Annotated in this window: 16 protein-coding genes and 3 pseudogenes; 6 read left to right on the forward strand and 13 right to left on the reverse strand. The window is 68.1% G+C overall.

All coding sequences use genetic code 11. The features are described from left to right. The 4 genes and pseudogenes from CLG85_RS20180 to CLG85_RS20195 all read left to right on the forward strand — a co-directional run. The coding region (locus tag CLG85_RS20180) for an SPOR domain-containing protein (protein WP_260349914.1) at window positions 1-312 on the forward strand (312 nt) is incomplete at its 5' end. A gap of 25 nt (window positions 313-337) precedes the next feature. Beyond that, window positions 338-1,537, forward strand: coding sequence for a D-alanyl-D-alanine carboxypeptidase family protein (locus CLG85_RS20185; protein ID WP_095884106.1), 1,200 nt, complete (start codon window positions 338-340; stop codon window positions 1,535-1,537). Beyond that, window positions 1,534-2,184, forward strand: a complete 651-nt coding sequence (gene tmk / locus CLG85_RS20190) for a dTMP kinase (RefSeq protein WP_095884105.1) — start codon at window positions 1,534-1,536, stop codon at window positions 2,182-2,184. Before CLG85_RS20185 ends, tmk begins: the two co-directional genes overlap by 4 nt. Then, a pseudogene (locus tag CLG85_RS20195) lies at window positions 2,181-3,298 on the forward strand (DNA polymerase III subunit delta'). Before tmk ends, CLG85_RS20195 begins: the two are co-directional and overlap by 4 nt. A gap of 90 nt (window positions 3,299-3,388) precedes the next feature. Here CLG85_RS20195 and CLG85_RS20200 read toward each other — a convergent pair. After that, window positions 3,389-4,454, reverse strand: a pseudogene (locus CLG85_RS20200) (Mrp/NBP35 family ATP-binding protein). Between the two features lie 247 nt (window positions 4,455-4,701). On the opposite strand from CLG85_RS20200, the gene CLG85_RS20205 reads away from it, so the two are divergent. After that, the gene (locus CLG85_RS20205) at window positions 4,702-4,905 is read left to right on the forward strand and encodes a DUF1127 domain-containing protein (RefSeq protein ID WP_095883932.1); all 204 of its coding nucleotides are present in this window, start codon (window positions 4,702-4,704) and stop codon (window positions 4,903-4,905) included. A gap of 676 nt (window positions 4,906-5,581) precedes the next feature. Beyond that, entirely contained in the window at window positions 5,582-8,662 is a 3,081-nt protein-coding gene (locus tag CLG85_RS20210; RefSeq protein WP_095883931.1) for a valine--tRNA ligase, read from the forward strand. 218 nt (window positions 8,663-8,880) lie between these two features. Here CLG85_RS20210 and recN read toward each other — a convergent pair whose 3' ends face one another. The 12 genes and pseudogenes from recN to CLG85_RS20270 form a co-directional block, all read right to left on the reverse strand. Beyond that, window positions 8,881-10,533, reverse strand: coding sequence for a DNA repair protein RecN (recN, locus tag CLG85_RS20215; RefSeq protein WP_260349915.1), 1,653 nt, complete (start codon window positions 10,531-10,533; stop codon window positions 8,881-8,883). Between the two features lie 27 nt (window positions 10,534-10,560). Next, window positions 10,561-11,415 carry an outer membrane protein assembly factor BamD gene (locus CLG85_RS20220; protein ID WP_095884011.1) on the reverse strand — a complete coding sequence of 285 codons (855 nt, stop codon included), beginning with the start codon at window positions 11,413-11,415 and terminating at the stop codon, window positions 10,561-10,563. Between the two features lie 113 nt (window positions 11,416-11,528). Continuing rightward, complete coding sequence (gene lpxC / locus CLG85_RS20225) at window positions 11,529-12,449, reverse strand: UDP-3-O-acyl-N-acetylglucosamine deacetylase (RefSeq protein WP_095884012.1); 921 nt, start codon at window positions 12,447-12,449, stop codon at window positions 11,529-11,531. Window positions 12,450-12,716: 267 nt separating this feature from the next. Continuing rightward, window positions 12,717-14,366 carry a cell division protein FtsZ gene (gene ftsZ, locus CLG85_RS20230; RefSeq protein WP_260349916.1) on the reverse strand — a complete coding sequence of 550 codons (1,650 nt, stop codon included), beginning with the start codon at window positions 14,364-14,366 and terminating at the stop codon, window positions 12,717-12,719. 382 nt (window positions 14,367-14,748) lie between these two features. Next, window positions 14,749-16,081, reverse strand: a pseudogene (gene ftsA, locus CLG85_RS20235) (cell division protein FtsA). After that, window positions 16,081-17,001 carry a cell division protein FtsQ/DivIB gene (locus CLG85_RS20240; protein WP_095883491.1) on the reverse strand — a complete coding sequence of 307 codons (921 nt, stop codon included), beginning with the start codon at window positions 16,999-17,001 and terminating at the stop codon, window positions 16,081-16,083. The pseudogene ftsA and the gene CLG85_RS20240 overlap by 1 nt, the downstream one beginning before the upstream one ends. Continuing rightward, entirely contained in the window at window positions 16,989-17,903 is a 915-nt protein-coding gene (locus CLG85_RS20245) for a D-alanine--D-alanine ligase (protein WP_176476672.1), read from the reverse strand. Before CLG85_RS20245 ends, CLG85_RS20240 begins: the two co-directional genes overlap by 13 nt. 209 nt (window positions 17,904-18,112) lie before the next feature. Beyond that, window positions 18,113-19,039 (reverse strand): UDP-N-acetylmuramate dehydrogenase, encoded by a 927-nt coding sequence (gene murB, locus CLG85_RS20250; protein ID WP_260349917.1) that lies wholly within the window; start codon window positions 19,037-19,039, stop codon window positions 18,113-18,115. A 52-nt stretch (window positions 19,040-19,091) separates the two neighbouring features. Further along, entirely contained in the window at window positions 19,092-19,337 is a 246-nt protein-coding gene (locus tag CLG85_RS20255) for a DUF2484 family protein (RefSeq protein WP_095883494.1), read from the reverse strand. 77 nt (window positions 19,338-19,414) lie between these two features. Further along, window positions 19,415-19,642 carry a hypothetical protein gene (locus CLG85_RS20260; protein ID WP_095883495.1) on the reverse strand — a complete coding sequence of 76 codons (228 nt, stop codon included), beginning with the start codon at window positions 19,640-19,642 and terminating at the stop codon, window positions 19,415-19,417. Between the two features lie 13 nt (window positions 19,643-19,655). Next, entirely contained in the window at window positions 19,656-21,053 is a 1,398-nt protein-coding gene (gene murC / locus CLG85_RS20265; RefSeq protein ID WP_095883503.1) for a UDP-N-acetylmuramate--L-alanine ligase, read from the reverse strand. 32 nt (window positions 21,054-21,085) lie between these two features. After that, on the reverse strand, window positions 21,086-22,288 hold the full coding sequence (locus CLG85_RS20270; protein WP_095883496.1) for a UDP-N-acetylglucosamine--N-acetylmuramyl-(pentapeptide) pyrophosphoryl-undecaprenol N-acetylglucosamine transferase: 1,203 nt from the start codon (window positions 22,286-22,288) through the stop codon (window positions 21,086-21,088). Between the last annotated feature and the right edge of the window lie 9 nt (window positions 22,289-22,297).

Raw genomic sequence — 22,297 nt, forward strand, 5'->3', positions numbered from 1 at the left:
CGCCGGCCCCCCGCGGCAACACCCGCAGCCGCCAAGCCCGCGGCGCCCGCGAAACCCGCGCCGACGCAGGCTTCCTCGCTGTCGCGCCCCTACGTGCAGATCGGCATCTTCAGCGTCGAGAAGAACGCCGAGAACACCGCCACCGCGATGCGACAGGCCGGCATGGTGCCGACCGTCAAGAAGCAAAGCAGCTCGGGCAAGACCTTCTGGCGGGTGCTGGTCGGCCCCGCCGCCGACAAGGCCGAGCTCGACGCGCTGCTGACCAAGATCAAGGGCACCGGTTTTTCGGATGCCTACGCCGTGAAGAACTGACCGGAGCCATAGAGAGGATCCGCCCATGCGCCGCCTGAAGAGCCCCCTTTCGAGCCTGTCCCTGCGCCGCCTTCTGGCCGGCGCAGCCACCGCGGCGCTGCTTGCCAGCGGTGCACAGGCCTTCGACACCAGCGCCCGCGCCGCCTTCGTGCTGGACTACACCACCGGTACCGTGCTCCTGGCCAAGGACGCCGACAAGTCGGTGCCGCCCGCCTCCATGTCCAAGCTGATGACGCTCTACATGGCCTTCGAGGCAATCCGCGACGGCCGCCTCAAGCTCGACGAGGAACTGCCCGTCTCCGAGCACGCCATGTCCTACGGCGGCTCGACCATGTTCCTCGACACCACCGACCGGGTGAAGGTCGAGGACCTGCTGCGCGGCATCATCGTGCTTTCGGGCAATGACGCCTGCGCGGTCATCGCCGAGGCGCTGTCGCCGAACGGCACCGAGGCCGGCTTCGCCGACCTGATGACCCGCCGCGCGCAGCAGCTCGGGATGACTGGCTCGAGCTTCGCAAACGCCTCCGGCTGGCCGGCGCAGGGCCACGTGATGTCGATGCGCGATCTCGTGCTGCTGGCGCGCCATATCATCGAGGACTTTCCCGAGTTCTACCCGATCTTCTCGGAGAAACAGTTCGCCTTTGACGGTCGCGCACCGCAGAACGTGCGCAACCGCAACCCGCTGCTGCGCCTCGATATCGGCGCAGACGGCCTGAAGACCGGCCACACCGCGGAAGCGGGCTACGGCCTCGTCGGCTCGGCCAAGCAGGGCGACCGACGGGTGATCTTTGCCATCTCCGGGCTTGAAAGCGAGCGCGCCCGCGCCGAGGAGAGCGAGTCCATCGTCAACTGGGCCTTCCGCCAGTTCGCCGAGCGCAAGCTCGTGGAGAAGGGCAAGGAAGTGGCCCGCGCGCAGGTCTTCCTCGGCAACGAGGAAACCGTGGGCCTCGTGGCGCGCGATGACATCGAGATGCTGATCCCGGTGACCCCGGGCACCGAGCTTGGTGCCGAGGTTGTCTACACCGGCCCGCTGCAGGCCCCGATCACCGCCGGGCAGCAGCTTGCCGAGCTGATCATCACCCCCGAAGGCCTGCCCGAGCACCGCGTGCCGCTCTTCGCCGCCGAGGACGTGCCCTCGGGCGGCTTCGTCAAGCGCATGATGGTGGTCAGCACCAACCTGATCGGGCGCCTGCAGACCCCCGCCGCCTCGCCGGAGGCCATGTGACCAAGCCAGGAGGCCAGGCGCAGCCGAAGGGCCTTTTCATCAGCTTCGAAGGCATCGATGGCTCCGGCAAGTCCACCCAGGCGCGGCGGCTCCACGCCGAGCTGCTCGCCGAGGGACGGCAGGCGGTGCTCACCCGTGAGCCCGGCGGCTCGCCGGGCGCCGAGGAAATTCGCGCGCTGGTCCTGCAGGGCGAGCCCGACCGCTGGTCCGCCGAGACCGAGCTGCTGCTCTTCACCGCCGCCCGCCGCGACCACCTCGAGCGGCTGATCCGCCCCGCGCTCGCTCAGGGCAAGATGGTGATCTGCGACCGCTTCGCCGACAGCAGCCGTATGTACCAGGGCCTGTCGCGCGGTGACCTGAGGGGCAAGGTCGACGCGCTGCACAAGCTGATGATCGGCACCGAGCCCGACCTCACCTTCCTCATCGACATGGACCCGGCGGCGGGCCTCGCCCGCGCCAAGGCCCGCGCCACCGAAGAAGAGCGGTTCGAGGATTTCGGCGTGGCGCTGCAAGAGCGCATGCGCGCCGGCTACCTTGCACTGGCCAAGGAATTCCCCGAGCGTTTCATCGTGATCGACGGCAACCGCCCGCAGGACGAGGTGGCCGCCGACATCCGCGCCCGGCTGAACGCGCGGTGCCCCGCATGAGCTCCGAGGAGGAGATCCCCGAGGCCGACCGGATCGAGGGCGCCCCGCACCCGCGCGAGACTTTCACACTCTATGGCCAGGACCGCGCGCAGGAGGATTTCCTCTCGGCCTTCAATTCCGGCCGCCTGCACCATGGCTGGCTGATCACCGGCCCGCGCGGCTCGGCAAGGCCACGCTGGCCTGGACCATCGCGCGCTTCCTGCTCGCCACCCCCGAGGACGACGGCGGGCTCTTCGGCGCGCCGCCCCCGCCCACCGACCTGCGCATCGATCCCGAGCATCCGGTGGCGCACCGCGTGCACGCGCTCTCCGAGCCGCGCCTGCACCTGCTGCGCCGGGGCTGGGACCCGAAGACCAAGAAACTGCGCTCCGTCATCACCGTGGAAGAGGTGCGCGCGCTGAAACGCTTCTTCTCGCTGTCCTCGGCTGACGGCGGGCGCCGCGTCGTGATCATCGACAGCGCCGACGAGATGAACCCCAACGCCGCAAACGCCATTCTCAAGCTGCTCGAGGAGCCACCGGCGAACACCGTGCTGTTGATGGTCAGCCACCAGCCCTCGCGCCTCTTGCCGACGATCCGCTCGCGCTGCCGCGAGCTGCGGCTCTCGCCGCTGGAGCCCGAGGCCATGGCCCGCGCGCTCGACCAAGCCGGGGCACAGGTGGCGCCGCAGGAAGCGGCGGCGCTGGCCGAGCTCTCCACCGGGTCGGTGGGCGAGGCGCTGCGGCTGCTCAATCTCGACGGGCTGAAGCTCTACGCCGATCTCGTGTCGCTGGCGGGTACCCTGCCCCGGCTCGACCGGCCGCGCGCCATCGCGCTTGGCGAAAGCACCGCCGGACGCGGCCAGGAAGCGCGGCTTGACCTGATGCTGACGCTGGCCGACCGGCTGATGGCGCGCCTCGCGCGGGCCGGAGTCACCGGCATGGCGCCGCGCGCCGAGGCTGCTCCGAAGGAGGCCGAGGTGCTGAAGCGCCTCGCCCCTCATCCCGTCGCCGGGCGGGCCTGGGCGCAACTGGCGCTGGACGCCGGGGAACGCGCCCGCCACGCCCGTGCGGTGAATGTCGATCCGGCAGCGCTGGTGCTCGACCTGCTCCTGCAGTTTCGCAAGGCAGGCTGAGGTCTTCGGAGTGGGGGGCTCTGCCCCCGCCGCGGCTGCGCCGCGCCTCCCCCGGGATATTTTTACCCAGAAGAAAACGCGGGCTGCGGGTCAGATGGTGCCCTTTCCAATGAGGTCCTGCGCGAGTTTCTGGTAGGCCTGCGCCATCACGCCGTCACCCAGCGCCACCGGCGCCCCGCTGTCGCCGGCGAGGCGGGTGTCGAGGTCGATCGGCAGCTGCGCCAGAACCGGCAGGTTCAGCCGCTCGGCCTCGGCCGCGACGCCGCCATGGCCGAAGATGTGGCTCTCGAGGCCGCAGCCCGGGCAGACGAAGACCGACATGTTCTCGATCATCCCCAGCACCGGCACGTTCAGAGTGGCAAAGGCGTCAAGCGCCTTCTTGGCGTCGATCAGCGCCACGTCCTGCGGCGTCGAGACCACGATGGCGCCATCGAGCTCGGACTTCTGGCCGAGCGAGAGCTGCACGTCGCCGGTACCCGGCGGCAGGTCGATGAGAAGCACGTCAAGCTCGCCCCACTCGACCTGCATCAGCATCTGCTGCAGCGCCCCCATCAACATCGGGCCGCGCCAGACCACGGCCTTGTCCTCGGGCAGCATGAAGCCGATCGACATCAGCGTGACCCCATGCGCCTCGAGCGGGATGATGGTCTTGCCATCCGGGCTGGCGGGACGCTTGGAGATGCCGAACATGCGCGGCTGCGACGGGCCGTGGATGTCGGCATCGAGCAGGCCGACCGTCTTGCCCGCGCGCGCCAGTGCCACCGCGAGGTTCGAGGAGACCGTGGATTTTCCCACCCCGCCCTTGCCCGAGCCGATGGCGATGAGCTTCTTCACCCCCGGCGGGATCATCCGCCCCTGCTGCGGCTTGGCGTGTCCGCCGAGCTTCAGCGAGGGGGCCTTCGGTGCCTGGGTCGGCGCCGAGAGCACGACCGAGACGCTCTCGACACCGGGCAGCTCGGCGATGCGCGCCTCGATCACGGCGCGGAAGCCCTCCATCTGCCGGGCGATCTCGGGGCTCGGCGCCTCGATCACGAAGGCCACCTTCCCCCCCCTGCACACGCATCGCTCGAATCATGTCGCGCGAGATCAGGGTGCCTCCGCCGGGCAAATCGAAGCTTTCCAGCAGCTCGGTGATAGCGTCGGACAATTGGGTCATGGTCACTTCCTTTCCCTGGGCGCATGGCGCCCTTGCGTCATCTTGCGCCAGGCGCAAACCGCAGACATAGCCCGCCCAATTCTTGTGCGCGAGCCCGCATGGTTGCGCAATCCAAAGCGCTTTGCCCCATGCGTTCCGCGCATAGCGGCATTGAAGCCTCCCGGGATTGTGCAACTGCAGCAACTGGCCCATCTATGGGTCAACGAAAGACAGACGCAACCATCCAGCCACACGGGCACAGACGCATATGGCATACGCAACCGACACCACCCGCATCGCAGGCCGCTCCGAAGGTATCGTCGAGCGCCTCCGCAACGCCCTCGCTCGCCGCCGCCTGTACAAGCAGACCTTCAGCGAGCTGGCATCGCTGAGCAACCGTGAACTGAGCGATCTCGGGCTGCACCGCTCGATGATCCGCCGGGTCGCCTATCAGGCTGCCTACGAGGCATAAGAATTAGAACACGTCCCGGCTCTCTCCTCCTCCCTGAGCCGGTTCGTCACGGCGGTGACCTCTCTCCTCCTCCCTGAGGTCACCGCCACAAGAATACGGGCCGAAAGGTCCAGATATCGACAGCCCCTCTCCTCCTCCCTGGGGCATCGATACAGCGGCGATCTCTCTCCTCCTCCCTGAGATCGCCGCACCAGATACCGGGGCTGGCTCCAAGAGCTCGCCCCACAGTTTCGGAGCCCCTCTCCTCCTCCCTGGGGCAACGATGCAGCGGCGATCTCTCTCCTCCTCCCTGAGACCGCCGCACCAGATAACGGGGCGCCTCATAAAGGCCGCTCCAGAAGCTTCGGAGCCCCTCTCCTCCTCCCTGGGGCGTCGATGCAGCGGCGATCTCTCTCCTCCTCCCTGAGATCGCCGCATCCTACATAGGGCCTCCCTCGGGCCCGACAGGATCGGAAGCCCCTCTTCTCCTCCTCCTCGGGCTTTCGTGACACGGAACGGCGGTGCCTCTCCTCCTCCCTGGCGCCGCCGTTTTCCGTTTCCAGCCTCCCGCAACGCTACCCCGTCCCGCAAAGCCCGCGCCGCAAGGCCTTCGCGGCGCAAGCGGCGCTTTCCCTTTGCCGAGCCTTTCGGTAGGAGGGTCCGGACAACAGCACAAAGCAGGCATGGGAACGCAGCCATGGCGATGGAAAAGACCTTCAACGCGGCCGAGGCCGAGGCGCGCATCTACAAGGCGTGGGAAGACAGCGGAGCCTTCAAGGCCGGGGCCAATGCCTCGCGCGACGAGAGCTTCTGCATCATGATCCCGCCGCCGAACGTGACCGGCTCGCTGCACATGGGCCACGCGTTCAACAACACGCTGCAGGACATCCTCGTGCGCTGGCACCGGATGCGCGGCTTCGACACGCTCTGGCAGCCGGGACAGGACCACGCCGGTATCGCCACGCAGATGGTCGTCGAGCGCGAACTGGCCAAGGACAAGAACAACGCCACCCGCCGCGAGATGGGCCGCGAGGCCTTCCTCGAGAAGGTCTGGGAGTGGAAGCAGCAGTCCGGCGGCACGATCATCAACCAATTGAAGCGCCTCGGCGCCTCCTGCGACTGGTCGCGCAACGCCTTCACCATGTCCGGCGCCGAAGGCGCCCCGGCAGGCGAGGAAGGCAACTTCCACGACGCGGTGATCAAGGTCTTCGTCGACATGTACGAAAAAGGCCTGATCTACCGCGGCAAGCGGCTGGTGAACTGGGACCCGCATTTCGAAACCGCGATCTCCGACCTCGAGGTCGAGAACATCGAGGTGCCGGGCCACATGTGGCACTTCAAGTACCCGCTGGCCGGCGGCGAGACCTACACCTACGTCGAGAAGGACGAGGACGGGAACGTGCTCTTCTCCGAGGAGCGGGACTACATCTCCATCGCCACCACCCGCCCCGAGACCATGCTCGGCGACGGGGCAGTCGCGGTGCACCCCTCGGATGAGCGCTACGCGGCCATCGTCGGCAAGCTCTGCGAGATCCCCGTGGGTCCGAAAGAGCACCGCCGCCTGATCCCGATCATCACCGACGAATACCCCGATCCCACCTTCGGCTCGGGCGCGGTGAAGATCACCGGTGCGCATGACTTCAACGATTACGGCGTCGCCAAGCGCGGCGGCATCCCCTGCTACCGCCTGATGGACACGCGGGCGCAGATGCGCGCCGACGGCCACCCCTACGCGGAAGCCGCCGAGATCGCCCAGAAGGTCGCCCGCGGCGAGCTTGAGCTCGACGAGCACGAGGCCGACAAGCTCAACCTCGTGCCCGACCACCTGCGCGGCCTCGACCGTTTCGCGGCGCGTGAAGCGGTGATCGCCGAGATCACCGCCGAGGGTCTCGCGGTGATGACCGAACCGACCGATCCCCGCCTTGGCAAGGCCGCGGGCAAGGCGCCGCTCGCCCCCGAGGAAGGCGGCGAGGCGCTGGACGAGCCCGCACAATGGGTGCCGCTGGTCGAGGCCAAGCCGATCATGCAGCCCTTCGGCGACCGCTCGAAAGTGGTGATCGAGCCGATGCTCACCGACCAGTGGTTCGTCGACACCGCCCAGATCGTCGGCCCGGCGCTGGATGCCGTGCGCTCGGGCCGCGTGCGGATCATGCCCGAGAGCGGCGAGAAGACCTATTACCACTGGCTCGAGAACATCGAGCCCTGGTGCATCTCGCGCCAGCTCTGGTGGGGCCACCAGATCCCGGTCTGGCACACCCCTGGCATGGGCGACGAGTGGCGCTCCTTCTGCGCCGCCTCGGAAGATGAGGCGATCGAGCAGATGAAGGCGGTCTTCGGCGAGGACGCCGAGTTCCTGATCGTCGAGGATGCCGCCGCCGCCGAGGACCATCTCGCCGACCTGCTGTCGCAGGGCACTGATTTCAGCGGCGTCGACCAGCGCCGCCGGCCGCAGGCGATCCCGGTCTTCCGCGACCCCGACGTGCTCGACACCTGGTTCTCCTCCGGCCTCTGGCCGATCGGCACGCTGGGCTGGCCCGAAGAGACGCCGGAGCTGAAGAAATACTTCCCGACCGACGTGCTGGTCACCGGGCAGGACATCCTCTTCTTCTGGGTCGCCCGGATGATGATGATGCAGCTCGCCGTGGTGAACGAGATCCCCTTCAAGGACGTCTACCTGCATGGCCTCGTGCGCGACGCCAAGGGCAAGAAGATGTCGAAGTCGCTCGGCAACGTCGTCGACCCGCTGGAAATCATCGACGAGTACGGCGCCGACGCGCTGCGCTTCACCAATGCCGCCATGGCCTCGCTCGGCGGCGTGCTGAAGCTCGACATGCAACGCATCGCCGGCTACCGCAACTTCGGCACCAAGCTGTGGAACGCCGCCTCCTACGCGCAGATGAACGGCGTGTTCGAGCTGGCCCATAGCGATGCCGTGCCCGAGACCACCCTGCCCCTCAACCGCTGGATCAAGGGCGAGGTCGCCAAGACCCGCGAGGCGGTGGACGCGGCGCTGGCCGACTACCGCTTCAACGACGCGGCGCAGGCGCTTTATGCCTTCGTCTGGGGCACCTTCTGCGACTGGTACCTCGAGTTCACCAAGCCGGTGTTCCACGGCGAGGACGAGGCCGCCAAGGCCGAGACCCGCGCCACCTACGCCTGGGCCTTCGACCAGTGCCTCATCCTGCTGCACCCGATCATGCCCTTCGTCACCGAAGAGCTCTGGGCGCAGCGCGAACGGCCGAAGATGCTGATCCACGCCGACTGGCCGGAGTATACCGCAGCCGAGATGGTCGACGCGCAGGCCGACGCCGAGCTGAACTGGGTGATCCGGATGATCGAGGCGATCCGTTCGGCCCGTGCGCAGATGCACGTGCCCGCCGGCGCCTACGTGCCCTGCGTGGTCCGAGACCTGACCCCCGAGGCACGCGCCGCCTATGCCACCAACGAGGCCTTCGTGAAGCGCTACGCGCGGATCGAGGACCTGACCGAGGTCACCGAGATGCCCAAGGGCACCGCGACACTGGCGCTGAGCGGCGGCACCTTCGGCCTGCCGCTCGCGGGGATCATCGACGTCGAGGAGGAGAAATCCCGCCTCGAGAAAGCGCTGCAGAAGCTGGCCAAGGAACTCGGTGGCCTGCGCGGTCGCCTGAAGAACCCCAAGTTCGCCGAAAGCGCGCCGGAAGAGGTGGTGCAGGAAACCCGCGACAACCTCGCCGCCCGCGAGGAGGAAGAGGCGAAGCTGAAGGAAGCGCTCGCGCGGCTCGCAGAGCTGGGCTGACCTTCGGGATACGAGCAATGAAAGGCCCGCCCGGGACGCTCCGGGCGGGCCTTTTTCATGGCCGACCCGCCACCCCGGTGCAGCGCAGCTGGCACGGACACGGCCATGCGTATTTGAAAAGAGAAGAAGCACGCAGACGCGCGAGAGGGGGAAAAGCGCGCCGCGCCTCCCCTTCTTCTCTTTAAAAATACGCAAAATTCGGCGTCGCCGCCGGCGCCTCAGCCGACCAGAAGCGCCCGCGCTGCCGCCCGCGCCTCAGGCGTGACCGTGTCACCCGCCAGCATCCGCGCGATCTCGTCCTCGCGCTCGCCCGCGCCGAGCGGGGTGACCGACGACAGGGTGACATCATTCTCGACCCGCTTCGCCACACGCCAGTGATGCGCGCCGAGCGCGGCCACCTGCGGCGAGTGGGTGACGACCAGCACCTGCCCGCCCTCGGCCAGCGCCGCGAGGCGGCGGCCCACGGCGGCGGCGGTCGCACCACCGACGCCCCGGTCGATCTCGTCGAAGATCATCGTGACCTCGCCACCCTGCTCTTCCGACAGGCACACCTTGAGCGCCAGCAAGAAGCGCGAAAGCTCGCCACCCGAGGCGATCTTGTTGAGCGGGCCGGAGGGCGCACCGGGGTTGGTGGCAACGGTGAAGGCCACGGCGTCGCGCCCGTCGGGGCCTTCGGGTGCCCCGGCGATCTCGGTTTGAAAGACCGCGCGCTCCATCTTCAGTGGCGCGAGTTCCCCGGCCACCGCGGTATCGAGACGCGCAGCGGCCTCGCTGCGCGCCACGGTGAGCGCGGCGGCGGCGGCGTCATAGGCCTTTTCGGTGCGGCGCACTTCGGCGCTCAGTGCCTCAAGTTCCTCGGCGGAATGGTCAAGCGCGGAAAGCCGCGCCGAGAGCGTTTCGCGCAGCCCGGCCAACTCGTCAGGCAGCACGCCATGCTTGCGGGCGAGGCCGCGGATGGCGAAGAGCCGCTCCTCGGTGTCCTCGAGCGCGCGGGGGTCGAAGTCGAGCGCCTCGAGCGTGTCCTCGACCTCGCGCGCCGCTTCGTCGAGCTCGGCCATGGCGCGGGTGAGCGCCGAGATCGCCGTGTCGAGCCGTCCTTCGGCGCCGTCCGAGGCACCCTCCAGCCAGCGCAGCGCGTCGGACATGGCGCCTTCGGCGCCAGCGTTGCCGAGCGCCTGGCCGGCGCGGGCAATGTCCTCGCGGATGCGCTCGGCGGCCTGCATCATCCGGCGGCGCGCGTCGAGCTCGGCCTCTTCCCCGGCCTCGGGGGCAAGCTTGTCAAGCTCAGCGACGGCGTGGCGCAGGAAGTCTTCCTCAGCGCGCACCGCCTCCAGCGCCGTCTCGGCCTCGGCAAGGCGCTTGCGGGCGGCGCGCTGCTCGGCCCAGGCGGCGCGGGAGGTCGAAAGCTCGGTGGTGAGTGCGGCGTAGGTATCGAGGATGTCGCGGTGACCCGAGGGGTTCAGCAAGCCCCGGTCGTCGTGCTGTCCGTGCAGTTCGACAAGCGTTTCCGACAGGCGCCGCAGCACCTCGCCGCTGGCGCGGCGGTCATTGATCCAGGCTGTCTTGCGGCCGTCGGCGCTGTTCACCCGCCGCAGGATCAGCTCGTCCGAGACCGGCAACCCGACTTCGGCGAGAACTGCGCGCGCGGCATGGCCGGGCGACAGTTCGAAGACGGCGGTCACCTCGCCCTGGTCGGCACCGGCGCGCACCAGCTCGGCGCGACCGCGCCAGCCGAGCACGAAGCCGAGGCTGTCGAGAAGGATAGACTTGCCCGCCCCGGTCTCGCCGGTGAGGACGTTGAGGCCCGGCTGGAAGTTCAGGTCCAGCCGGTCGATGATCAGCAGATCTCGGATTTCAAGCGCTCGGAGCATCCATTCAGGCGGGCGAGCCGCTCTCCCTCAGATCCACTGGCCCTTGATCATCTGGCGGTACACCTGGGCCAGCCAGCTGTCGCCCGCGGCCTCAAGTTCCAGCCCGCGACCGGTGAGCAGCTTGTAGCTGTCCTCGTACCACTGGGTGCCCCGGTAATTGTACCCAAGGATCGCCCCGGCGCTTTGCGCCTCTTCGACCAGCCCCAGCGAGAGATAGGCCTCGACCAGCCGGTGCAGCGCCTCGGCGGTATGGGTGGTGGTCTGGAAATCCTCGACCACGACGCGGAAGCGGCTGATCGCGGCGCCGTAGTTCTCGCGCTTGAGGTAATAGCGCCCGATCTCCATTTCCTTCGCCGCGAGGTGGTCGAAGGCGAGGTCGAACTTCAGGATCGAGCTGCGCGCGTATTCGCTGTCCGGGTAGCGCTCAATCACCGTGCGCAGCGCCTGCAGCGCCTGGAAGGTCAGCCCCTGGTCGCGACCGACTTCCTCGATCTGGTCATAGTAGGAGAGCGCCAGAAGATACTGCGCGTAGGCGGCATCCTCGTCGCTGGGGTAGAAATCGATGTAGCGCTGTGCCGCCGAGCGGGAATTCTCGTAATCCTTGGCCCGGTGGTAGCTGTAGGCCTGCATGATCAGCGCCCGCTTTGCCCAGTCCGAATAGGGATAGAGCCGCTCGACCTCGCCGAAGTAATAGGCAGCGCGCTCGGCGTCGCTGCGCTCCATCTCGAACTCACCACGCTCGAAGATCTGCTCGGCGGTGTAGTTCTCGATCGGAACTCCGCCGGGGCCGGTTCCGGGCTGCTCCTGCGCAGAGCAGCCCACCAGGAGAATCGCGGAGAAAGCCGCCCCGATCACCGCATTTCGCGACCTGCCGCCTGCCATGCCCGACTTACCTCACATTCCTTGCCAAGCCCCCTACGGGGCCTTGGCTCGGTCCTAGCACAGAAATTTCCGGGGCAAAACGCCTTAACGGCGATTTGAGCGCGCCGCCGCTGTCACGCAACCGCGGGGATCTCGTCACGCTCTACACCGGCGCCCGGCAGGCGCGCGGACATCTGCGCGTCGCACACCGTCAGGCGGAAGGCGCCTTCGGTCGAGAAGAGCGCGTGCAGCAGCTTGTTGGTGATCGCGTGCCCAGCCTTGAAGCCGGTGTAATGGCCGATGATCGGCGCACCGGCGGTGTAGAGATCGCCAAGCGCGTCGAGCATCTTGTGGCGCACGGCCTCGTCCGCGTGGCGCAGGCCACCCGGCGAGAGGACCTTGTCACCATCGACCACCACGGCGTTCTCGTAGGTGCCGCCGAGCGCCAGGCCATTGGCCTGCATCGCGTCGACATCGGCCTGACGGCAGAAGGTGCGGCTGTCGCAGAGCTCGCGCACGAAGCTGCCGTTGGCGAGGTTGATCGCCTTGTCCTGTGTGCCGATGGCGGCGTCGGCGAAATCGATGTGGAAGTCCATCGTGGTGCCCTGCCCCGGCGAGAGGCGCGCCCAGCCACCGGGGGTCTGCACCTCGACGGTCTTGAGGATCTCGATGGCGCGGACGGGCGCGCGCAGCTCGCGCACTCCGCGGGCGAGGATCGCACGGACGAAGGGCGCGGCCGAGCCGTCGACGATCGGAACCTCGGGGCCGTCGATCTCGATCAGCGCATTGTGAATGCCGCAGCCGGCGAGCGCGGCCATCACGTGTTCGATGGTCGAGACAGAGACACCTGCGCGGTTCTTGATGAGGGTGCAGAGCGGCGAGATCTCGACCGCGTCGAAGCGGGCGGGAACGAGGGCATCGCCGATTTCGATGTCCGTGCGCTTGAACCAGATACCGTGCTCGGCGGCGGCCGGGCGAATGGTCATCCGGACAGGCGCGCCGGAATGGAGGCCCACGCCCTGGAAGCTCACTGCACTGCGGATCGTCGTTTGCACTTTGGTCACCTTTGTCTGGAGCGCCCCCTCCCCAGCGGCGCGCACCTTTGCTGTGAGGGAGATACTCACAGGGCGACAAGTTCTCAAATCAAGTATTGCAACGAAGTGAAACATGCGGGTTTCCTAATGGGCGGATGCGTGCCGGGCCTTCGCGGAGCTTTGCCAAATACATGGTTTACAACGAAAAACACCCTCTCTTGCGAGAGGGTGTTCCGGCGCGATCCGCGCAGATCGTGCACCCGCGCGTGGCCGCGCGGGTGAAATATGTCAGTTTGCCTGGCGGCGCAGGAAGGCCGGGATTTCAATCCGATCCTGCTCGGGAGCCTCTTCCGGAGCCGGTGCGGGGGCCGGACGCTGGGCCTGCATCGGCGGCTGGCGGCGGGCCTGCGGCTGCGGCGCCGCAGGGGCTGCCGGTTGGGCCTGCTGCTCGTGGGCGTGGTGGCCGGTCATGCGGTTGATCAGCGAATTGATCCCGAAGCGGGGCTTCTCGGCCTCCGGCGCGCGCTGCGGCTCGGACTGCTGCGGACGCGCCGCGGCAGGCTGGCCAGGGCGGTTGTTGCGGGCCGCCGCGGCATGCAGGCGCTTCATCGTGTCGGCCGAAGGCTGACCCGGCGCGCGCGGTGCCACAAAGCTGTCGGGCGCGACGTCGAGCGGAGCGGGCTCGGGCTGACGTTGGACCGGCTGCGGACGGTAGGCGGGCGGCGGCAGACCGTCATCGGTCTCGACCACCTCCTGCTGACCACCAGGCATCTCGCCGAAGAGGGACGGCTCGTCCTCTTCGTAGGCCTGCTGGGCGGCGACCGGTGCGTGCTGCGGCGCGGCCTGTGCGGCCACTGGCTGCGGAGCGACGGGCTGCTGCGGCGCCGGAGCGGCGGCAACGGCCTCCTCTGCCGGCTGGGCGAGCGGCTGCGACAGCGGGCGGCGCGGCACGGGCATTTCGCCATGCGAGGCCGAGGCGTCGATGCCGGTCGCGACGACCGAAACCCGCATGCGGCCTTCCATCGTGTCGTCGAGGGTCGAACCGACGATGATGTTCGCGTCCGCGTCCACTTCCTCGCGGATGCGGTTTGCCGCCTCGTCGAGTTCGAACAGGGTGAGATCGTGACCACCGGTGATGTTGATGAGCACGCCCTTGGCGCCCTTGAGGCTGATCTCGTCGAGCAGCGGGTTGGCGATGGCCTTCTCGGCGGCCTGGATGGCGCGATCTTCGCCGTCCGCCTCGCCGGTGCCCATCATCGCCTTGCCCATCTCGTCCATGACAGCGCGCACGTCGGCGAAGTCGAGGTTGATGAGGCCCGGGCGGACCATCAGGTCGGTCACGCCCTTGACGCCCTGGTAGAGCACGTCGTCAGCGAGGCTGAAGGCCTCGGTGAAGGTGGTCTTCTCGTTGGCCAGGCGGAACAGGTTCTGGTTCGGGATGATGATCAGCGTGTCGACCACCTTCTGCAGGTGCTCGACGCCCTCTTCCGCCTGGCGCATGCGCTTGGCGCCTTCGAACTGGAAGGGCTTGGTCACCACGCCGACAGTCAGCACGCCGAGCTCACGCGCGGCCTGCGCGATGATCGGGGCCGCGCCGGTGCCGGTGCCGCCGCCCATGCCGGCGGTGATGAAGCACATGTGCGCGCCCGCGAGGTGATCAACGATCTGCTCGATGCTCTCCTCGGCGGCTGCCGAGCCCACCGACGGGCGGGCGCCCGCGCCGAGGCCCTCGGTCACCTTCACGCCAAGCTGGACCTTGGCGGTCGACAGGCTCTGCTGGAGCGCCTGCGCGTCGGTGTTGGCAACCACGAAGTCCACGCCTTCGAGCTGCTTGGTGATCATGTTGTTGACTGCGTTGCCACCAGCGCCGCCGACGCCGAATACGGTGATCCGGGGCTTCAGCTCTTCCTGGCCGGGCATCGAGAGATTGAGTGCCATTTGATGTTCCGCCTGTCGTTTATGACTTGTTCCGCGCCTGTCCTGCGCCTTGGGTTAATTATTACCGGGATACTAGCGCTGGGTCACGTAAAAAAACACAGATCCACCACGAAATATGGCTTCCGGATTGACTATCCGCGCGAGATTTCGCCCGTTTCTACCAAGTCTTGCGTATGCTGCTTATCGCAACACAAATACCCTAGGGGCACCCCCTGCTCCGCAGAAGGCGCGACCGAATCTCTTTGTCTGTGTCGGAGATGCCTGCTCGCCTCTCCCTGCCCGCGTCTTCCGCGCGGATCAGCCTTCACATTACGCGGTTTCGCTGGCCGCCGTCACCCCGAACTCTTCGTGAACAGAGATTTTTCTGCGGCCGGGACTACCCTTACCAGTTGTCGCGGAACCACTTCACCGCCTTCAGGATCGACCGCGAGGAGTAGCGCTCGATCGGGATCTCGAAGTCCCACCATTCGTCCTGCGGATGCGCCGCGAAGAGACACATGCCCACCGCCGAGGCAAAGCCCGGCCCCGTGACCGCCTGCGGCAGCCCGTGCACCCGCATCGGCCGGCCAAGCCGCACCTGGCTGCCGAGGATGCGGCTCGCCAGCCCGTCGAGGCCGGGGATCTGGCTCGCCGCGCCGGTCAGCACGATCTGCTGGCTCGGCAGATGCTCGAAGCCCGCCGCGTCGAGGCAGGCGCGCACCTCTTCGAGGATTTCCTCGACGCGCGGGCGCATGATGCCGATCAGCTCGGCACGGCTCACCTGCCGGCGGTCGTGGTGCCAGTCGCCAGTGTCGCCCGAGATCTCGATCATCTCGCGGTCGTCCATACCGGTGGCATGCACGCCGCCGTAGAAGGTCTTGATCCGCTCGGCCATGGCCATGGGGATTTGCAGCCCCATCGAGATGTCGCCGGTGACGTGATCGCCGCCCATGGGCACCGCGTCGCCGTAGATCATGTGCTTCTTCATGAAGATCGACACGCCGGTCGCGCCGCCCCCCCATGTCGATGCAGGCCGCGCCCAGTTCCTGCTCGTCCTCGACCAGCGCCGCCACGCCCGACACATAGGCCGAGCTGGCGATGCCAGCGAGCTCGAGGTCGCAGCGCTTGACGCAGTGAGCAAGGTTCTGGATTGCCTGGGCGTTCACCGTCAGCATGTGCATGTCGCAAGTCAGCTCGCGGCCGATCTGCCCGCGCGGGTCGCTGAGGCCGGAGCGGTGGTCGAGCGCGAAGTTCACCGGCTGCGCGTGCAGCACCTCGCGGCCATGGCCCACGTCGGGCACGTCGCAGGCCGAGAGCACCCGCGCCACGTCCTGCTCGGTCACCGTGCTGCCGTCGATGCTCACCTTGCCGTCGAGCCCGTAGCTGCGCGGCTCGGCACCCGAGAAGCAGGCGATCACGTGGTCGACCCGGATCCCCGCCATCTTCTGCGCCGCCTGCACCGCGGTACGGATCGCGCGCTCGGTCTCGCTCATCGCGGCGATCTCGCCGAAGCGCACGCCTCGCGAGCGGGTGGTGGCCGCACCGATCACCCGGAAGCCCGCCTGCCCTGCGAGCGAGCCGACGCCGCTGTCGGTGCCGCGCTCGGTGCCGTCGAAGCGGAGCACCAGGCAGGCGATCTTCGAGCTGCCCACATCCAGCACCGCAACGACACCGCGCTGCATCGCCGCCTTGCGCATGTTGCGCATCGCGCGCTGGGACTCGTAAAGCTCGAACATTATCGTTTTTCCCCGGTCTCGATGGACTTGATCCGCCAGTATTCCTGTGCCGCGGCATCGTGCAGCCGCAGCGTCGGGCGCTGCGCCAGCCGCAGGTCCACCGCCGCGATGTCGCGTGAAAGCATGTCGACGGCGCCGTCCATCGCCATCGCCCGTTCGAGTGCCTGCACGGCGCCCTCTTCGGGCAGCAGGACGCGCTGCCCCTCGTCAAGAACCAGATCCCAGCGCCGGTTGCCGATACGCTCCAGCCCGCGCAGGCGACCTGCGAGCGGCGCCGCTGCGGCGAAGAGTTCCAGCGCCTCGGGCACGTCGGTCTCGGCCCCGGCGCCGGCGATCACCGGCAATTCCGAATGCGCGGAGCGCGTCCCTGCCGGACCGACGAGGATGCCGGTCTCGTCCAGAAGCTCGAGCCCGCGCAGACCGCGCCAGAGCACCACCGGCACCCGCTCGACGATGGAAACCTCGAGCACCCCGCCCTGCTTGATCCGCAGGCTCGCCGCTTTCACCGCGTCAAGCCCGGTGACGATGCCGTGCATCTCGTCGAGGTCGAGGTCGAAGGAGCTGAGCGGGAAGTCCAGCGAGAGGATCTCGCGCACGTCGGCGGCAACGCTCTCGCTGGCACCATCGATGGCCATGAGGTCGACGCGGAACTCAGGACGGCCCTCGATCTGGTCACGCACCGACTGCACCGCGCCGACAAAGGCCTCGCGGTTGCTTTCGATCGAGAAATACCAGCTCGCACCTCCGAGCCCGACAAGGAAGGGCAGACCGAAGCGCAGCGTGAAGCGGAAGAGCGGCGTCAGCATGAGCCGTTCCAGCCGGTACTTCAGCCGCGACGGCGCGGGATCGGAGCGGAAGACCTGCGGGCGGCCGGATTGGGCCTGCTGCGCGCGGACGGGCGCGGCTCCTACCTGTCGCATGAGGCATCCTCCACCATCCAGCGGCAGAGCGCGCCGAAGGACATGCCGCAGGCCTGCGCCTGCTCGGGGGCCAGAGAGGTGGGCGTCATGCCCGGCTGGGTGTTGGTTTCGAGCAGCACCAGCCCCTCGAGGCCGCGGCTCTCATCCCAGCGGAAATCGGTCCGGCTGAGACCCCGGCAGCCGAGCGCCTTGTGGGCGCGCAGCGCGTAGTTGAGGCAGGCATCGAAGATCTCCTGCGGGATCTCGGCGGGCACCACGTGGCGCGAGCCGCCGGCCTTGTACTTGGCGTCGTAGTCGTACCAGCCCTCGGTAATGATGTCGGTCACCGTCAGCGCGCGATCGCCGAGCACCGTGGTGGTCAGCTCGCGGCCCGGCGCATAGGTCTCGACCATCACCGTTTCGGGCATCTCGTCAGAGAGCTGCGGCGGCTGGTTGGCTCCCTCCATCACCAGGTAAACGCCGACCGAGCTGCCCTCGTTGTAGGGCTTCACCACGTAGGGCGGCGGCAGCAGGTGGCTGGCGACAACCTCGGCCTTGGAGGCCAGCAGGCTGTCGACCACCGGCAGGCCCACATCGCGGTACACCTGCTTGGAGCGTTCCTTGTCCATGGCCACGGCCGAGGCCAGCACACCGGAATGGGTGTAGGGAAGCCGCATCCACTCGAGCAGGCCCTGCACGCAGCCATCCTCGCCCCAGCGGCCATGAAGTGCGTTGAAAACGACGTCGGGAGACAGGTCCGCAAGCCGCACGGCCAGGTCCGGCCCCGCGTCCAGTTCGATCACCTCAAATCCCTCATTCCGCAAAGCGGCGGCACATTCCCGACCGGAACTCAGCGAGACCTCGCGCTCAGCCGAAGGTCCGCCCATCAATACCGCCACTTTGGGAGCTGCCCTGCTCGACATCCCCAAAACCGCCTCGTTGTGCGGGGCTTTGCCCCGTCATGTCTGCCGCCGGGGTTGGCCCCGGTCAGCCGCCCGCGTGCCGCTCAATTCGGCGCGCGAACCTGATTCACCACGGCGTGCGACCCTGAGTTGATTCTGGGAAGACTGCCGCCTCGTTCACCGCACCCTGCCTGGGGGTGCTGCTTTTATCATTGGGGCGCGTAACGCCCTCAGTTTTCAAGCGGATCACCGACCCGCATGATTTCCCACTGTAGCTGCAAACCACTGTGTTGGAAAACCCTTTTTCGAACTTCCTCACCCAGACCCTCGAGATCGGCGGCACTTGCCTCGCCGGTGTTCACCAGGAAGTTGGAATGCATCGGGCTCATCTGCGCCCCGCCCCGCGTGGCGCCGCGCATCCCGGCCTCGTCGATCACCTTCCAGGCCTTCATCTCATGGGTGTCATCCTCGCGCCCGGTCGAGCTGAAGCCCGCCGGGTTGCGGAAGGTCGAGCCGGCGGTGCGGTCCTTGGTCGGCTGGGTCTCGTCGCGCTTTTTCAGCTGCGCCTCCATGCGGGCTTCGAGCGCTTCGGGCTCGCCCTGCGGCCCCTCGAAGACCGCCTCGACCACCACCGCGCCCTCGGGCAGCTCGGACTGGCGGTATTGCAGCTTCAGGTCGGCGGCGGGAAGGTTCACCAGCGCGCCGTCACGGGTCACGGCGCGAATCTCGACGAGATGGTCGGCGACATAGGTGCCGTAGCAGCCCGCGTTCATCCGCACCGCCCCGCCGATCGAGCCGGGGATGGTGCGCAGGAAGGTCAGATCCACCCCCGCCTGCGCCGCGCGCTTTGCCACATGCGCATCAAGCGCCGCCGCGCCCGCGGTGACGCGGTTGCCCTCGGTCTCGATGCCGTTGAAGCCCCGCCCCAGCCGGATCACCACGCCGCGCATGCCGCCGTCACGCACGATGAGGTTCGAGCCGACCCCCATCGGGAAGACCGGCACCGCGGCGGGCAGCGCGGCAAGGAAGTCCTGCAGGTCCTGCAGATCGGCGGGCTGGAACAGCACTTCGGCGGGTCCGCCGACGCGCAGCCAGGTGAGTTCAGAGAGCGGGCGGCCCTCGGTGAGGCGGCCACGGACGGGGGGGAAGCTGGTCAATCATGGCAGCGTTTTGCCGCGTTCCGTGGCGCGGGTAAAGGCCCCGCGCAGTTCAGGAGACCCGGGCGCGCAGCCAGCGCCAAAGGTAGAGCACCGGCCAACGCAGCACGCTCACCCCGGCCAGCAGCACCAGCAGCGCCACCCAGGGCCCGTTCTGCCACCAGACCCAGCCAAGCAGCGGCAGGCCAAGCGCGATCAGCACGTAGGCCCGCGTCCAGTGGTTGTCGCGCGAGGGCAGCACGCCAAGCACATTGGCCAGCACCAGCCAGGCGCAGGCGAGGAAGAGCGATAGTGTCATGCGGCATCTCCGGCGGCTGGGGCCAGAGTGGCGCAGGTTCGAGAAGCTCGCAATAGCCGGGCGGAAGTGCCTTCGCCTCAGACCAGCATCCCCGTGAGGAAGCGCCGCACCGGCCAGGCCACCAACAACCCTCCCCCGGTGCTGGCCAGCAAGGCGGCACTGCCGGTGGGGTCGTGGTGGATCTGCAGCGCCAGCCCCGCGAAGAAGGCCAGCGCGAAGAAAAAGACGAGGCGGCGCAGGATCCCCAGCACCGCCACCGCGGAGAGGAGCACGATCACCCCCGCGATGGCCCAGAGCACGCTCATGGCCGGCCCCGGCTCACTTCTCCAGCCGCGCGGGCAGGTTGTTGGCCCAGGACGAGATCGTCCCCGCACCAAGGCAGACCACCATGTCACCCGGACGCGCCTGTTCGCGCACCAGCCGCTCGAGGTCATCCTCGGAGAGGATCGCGCGGGCGTGGCGGTGGCCATGGCGGATCAGCCCGGCCACGAGGTCATCGCGCGAGGCTCCGGGGATCGGGTCCTCGCCGGCGGCATAGACCTCGGCAATGGCGACCACGTCGGCCTCGTTGAAGCAGGTGCAGAAATCGTCGAAGAGCGAGTGCAGGCGCGAGTAGCGGTGCGGCTGGTGGACGGCGATGACCCGGCCCTCCGAGGCCTGGCGCGCGGCCTTGAGCACGGCGGCGATCTCGACCGGGTGGTGGCCGTAGTCGTCGATGATCGTCACCCCGTTCACCTCGCCGACGCGGGTGAAACGGCGATTGACGCCGCCGAAGCTTGCCAGCGCCGAGCGGATCTCGTCGGCGGTCATGCCCAGATGCCGCGCCACGGCCACCGCGGAAAGAGCGTTCGACACGTTGTGGTCACCCGGCATCGGCAGGGTGCAGCCCTCGATCACGAGACCCTCGGCCTGCAGCGCCACGTCGAAATGCGCCACACCCTTTTCGTAGCGCAGGTTGATCGCGCGCACGTCGGCCTGGGCGTTGAACCCGTAGGTGATCACCCTGCGATCCGACACCCGGCCCACCAGCGCCTGCACCTCGGGGTGATCGGTGCAGCACACCGCCAGCCCGTAGAAGGGGATGTTCGAGACGAACTGGTAGAAGCCGTCACGCAGCTTCTCGATCGAGCCCCAGTGCTCCATGTGCTCGGGGTCGATGTTGGTGACGATGGCGATGGTCGCCGGAAGCCGGTTGAAGGTGCCGTCGCTCTCGTCGGCCTCGACCACCATCCACTCACCGAGCCCGACGCGGGCGTTCGAGCCGTAGGCGTGGATGATGCCGCCATTGATCACGGTGGGGTCAAGATCGCCGGCATCGAGCAGAGTCGCGACCATGGTGGTGGTCGTGGTCTTGCCGTGGGTGCCCGCCACCGCGATGTTCGACTTGAGCCGCATCAGCTCGGCCAGCATCTCGGCCCGGCGCACCACCGGCAGTCCGCGCCGCCGCGCCTCGTCGAGCTCGGGGTTGCCCGGCTTGATTGCCGAAGAGATCACCACCACCTGCGCGTTCTCGAGGTTCTCGGCGCGCTGGCCCTCGAAGACCACGGCCCCCAGCGAGACAAGCCGCTCGGTGATCTTGGAGCACTTGAGGTCCGAGCCCTGCACCGCGTAGCCGTGGTTCAGCAGCACCTCCGCGATGCCCGACATGCCGATGCCGCCGATGCCGACGAAATGGATCGGGCCAACATCGCCCGGAAGCTTGGTTGCCGGGCTCATGCGCGCGCCTTCCTCGGTGAATTTCTCATGTTTCATCTCTGCCCCGTCTCCTGCTCATACGCCTGCTCTTCTTCGCCGGGGTCATAGGCCTCCGGCTCTGCGTCGTATGTATCCTCGGATCCGAATCCTGCCAGTTCCTCGACCATCTGCGCCAGCCCCAGCGCTGCGTCAGGGTGCGAGACCGACAGCGCGGCACGCGACATCTGAGCGGCGCCCTGGGGGTTGCAGAGCACGGCCATCATCGCCTCGGTCATCGCCTCGACCGAGAGCTTGCTCTCCGGGATGCGGATCGCGGCGCCGGCATCGACGAGCCCCTGCGCGTTGACCGTCTGGTGATCCGCAAGCGCAGCCGCATAGGGGATGAGGATCGAGGGGCGCCCGATCACCGAAATGTCGGCCACGGAAGACGCCCCCGAGCGCGAGATCACCAATTGCGCCTCGGACATGCGCGCGGGCACGTCGTTGAAGAAGGGCTGCACCTCGGCGTCAATGCCGTGCTCGTAGTAGAATTTCGCGACCCGCTCACCATCCTCGTCGCGGGCCTGGTGGCTGATGCGCAGGTGGCGCAGCAGCTCCATCGGCAGCCGCTCGATGGCAGGGGGCACGACGTCCGACAGGATACGCGCGCCCTGCGATCCGCCGATCACCAGCAGCGACATCGGGTAGTCGCCCGGCGGGATGTAGCCCGCCCCGGCGCGCTCGCGCACGGCGTTGCGCACCGGGTTGCCGACGGGGATGCCCTCGACCCCCTCGGGAAGCCGCGTCGGCCAGGTGCCGCAGGCGACGGCGTCGACCTTGCGGGCGAACTTCTCGTTCACCTTGCCGAGCACGCCGTTCTGCTCGTGGATCATCGCGGGCAGCTTCAGCAGCCGCGCCGCGCCGAGCGCCGGGATCGACGGGTAGCCGCCGAAGCCCACCACCACGTTCGGCCGGTCGCGGCGGAAGCGCCGGGCCATGGACAGCACGCCCTTCACGATGCGCAGCGGCACCATCGCCTTGGAGACGATGCCGCCCCGCGCGAAGGTGGCCGAGGAGACCTCCTCGATCTCGGTGGAATGGGGAAAACCGCCGGTATAGCGCGCGCCGCGCGCATCGGTCGAGAGCTTCACCCGCCAGCCGCGGCGCAGCATGATCTCGGCCAGCGCCTGTGCCGGGAACATGTGCCCACCGGTGCCGCCCGCCGCGATAACCAGAAGGGGCTGCCTGCCTTGGTCCGGCCCGCCGTGTTGCGCCATGTGCTCGAC

Origin of the sequence: Alloyangia mangrovi, from assembly GCF_002300555.2 — a bacterium.
GTDB classification, from domain to species: Bacteria; Pseudomonadota; Alphaproteobacteria; order Rhodobacterales; family Rhodobacteraceae; genus Salipiger; species Salipiger mangrovi.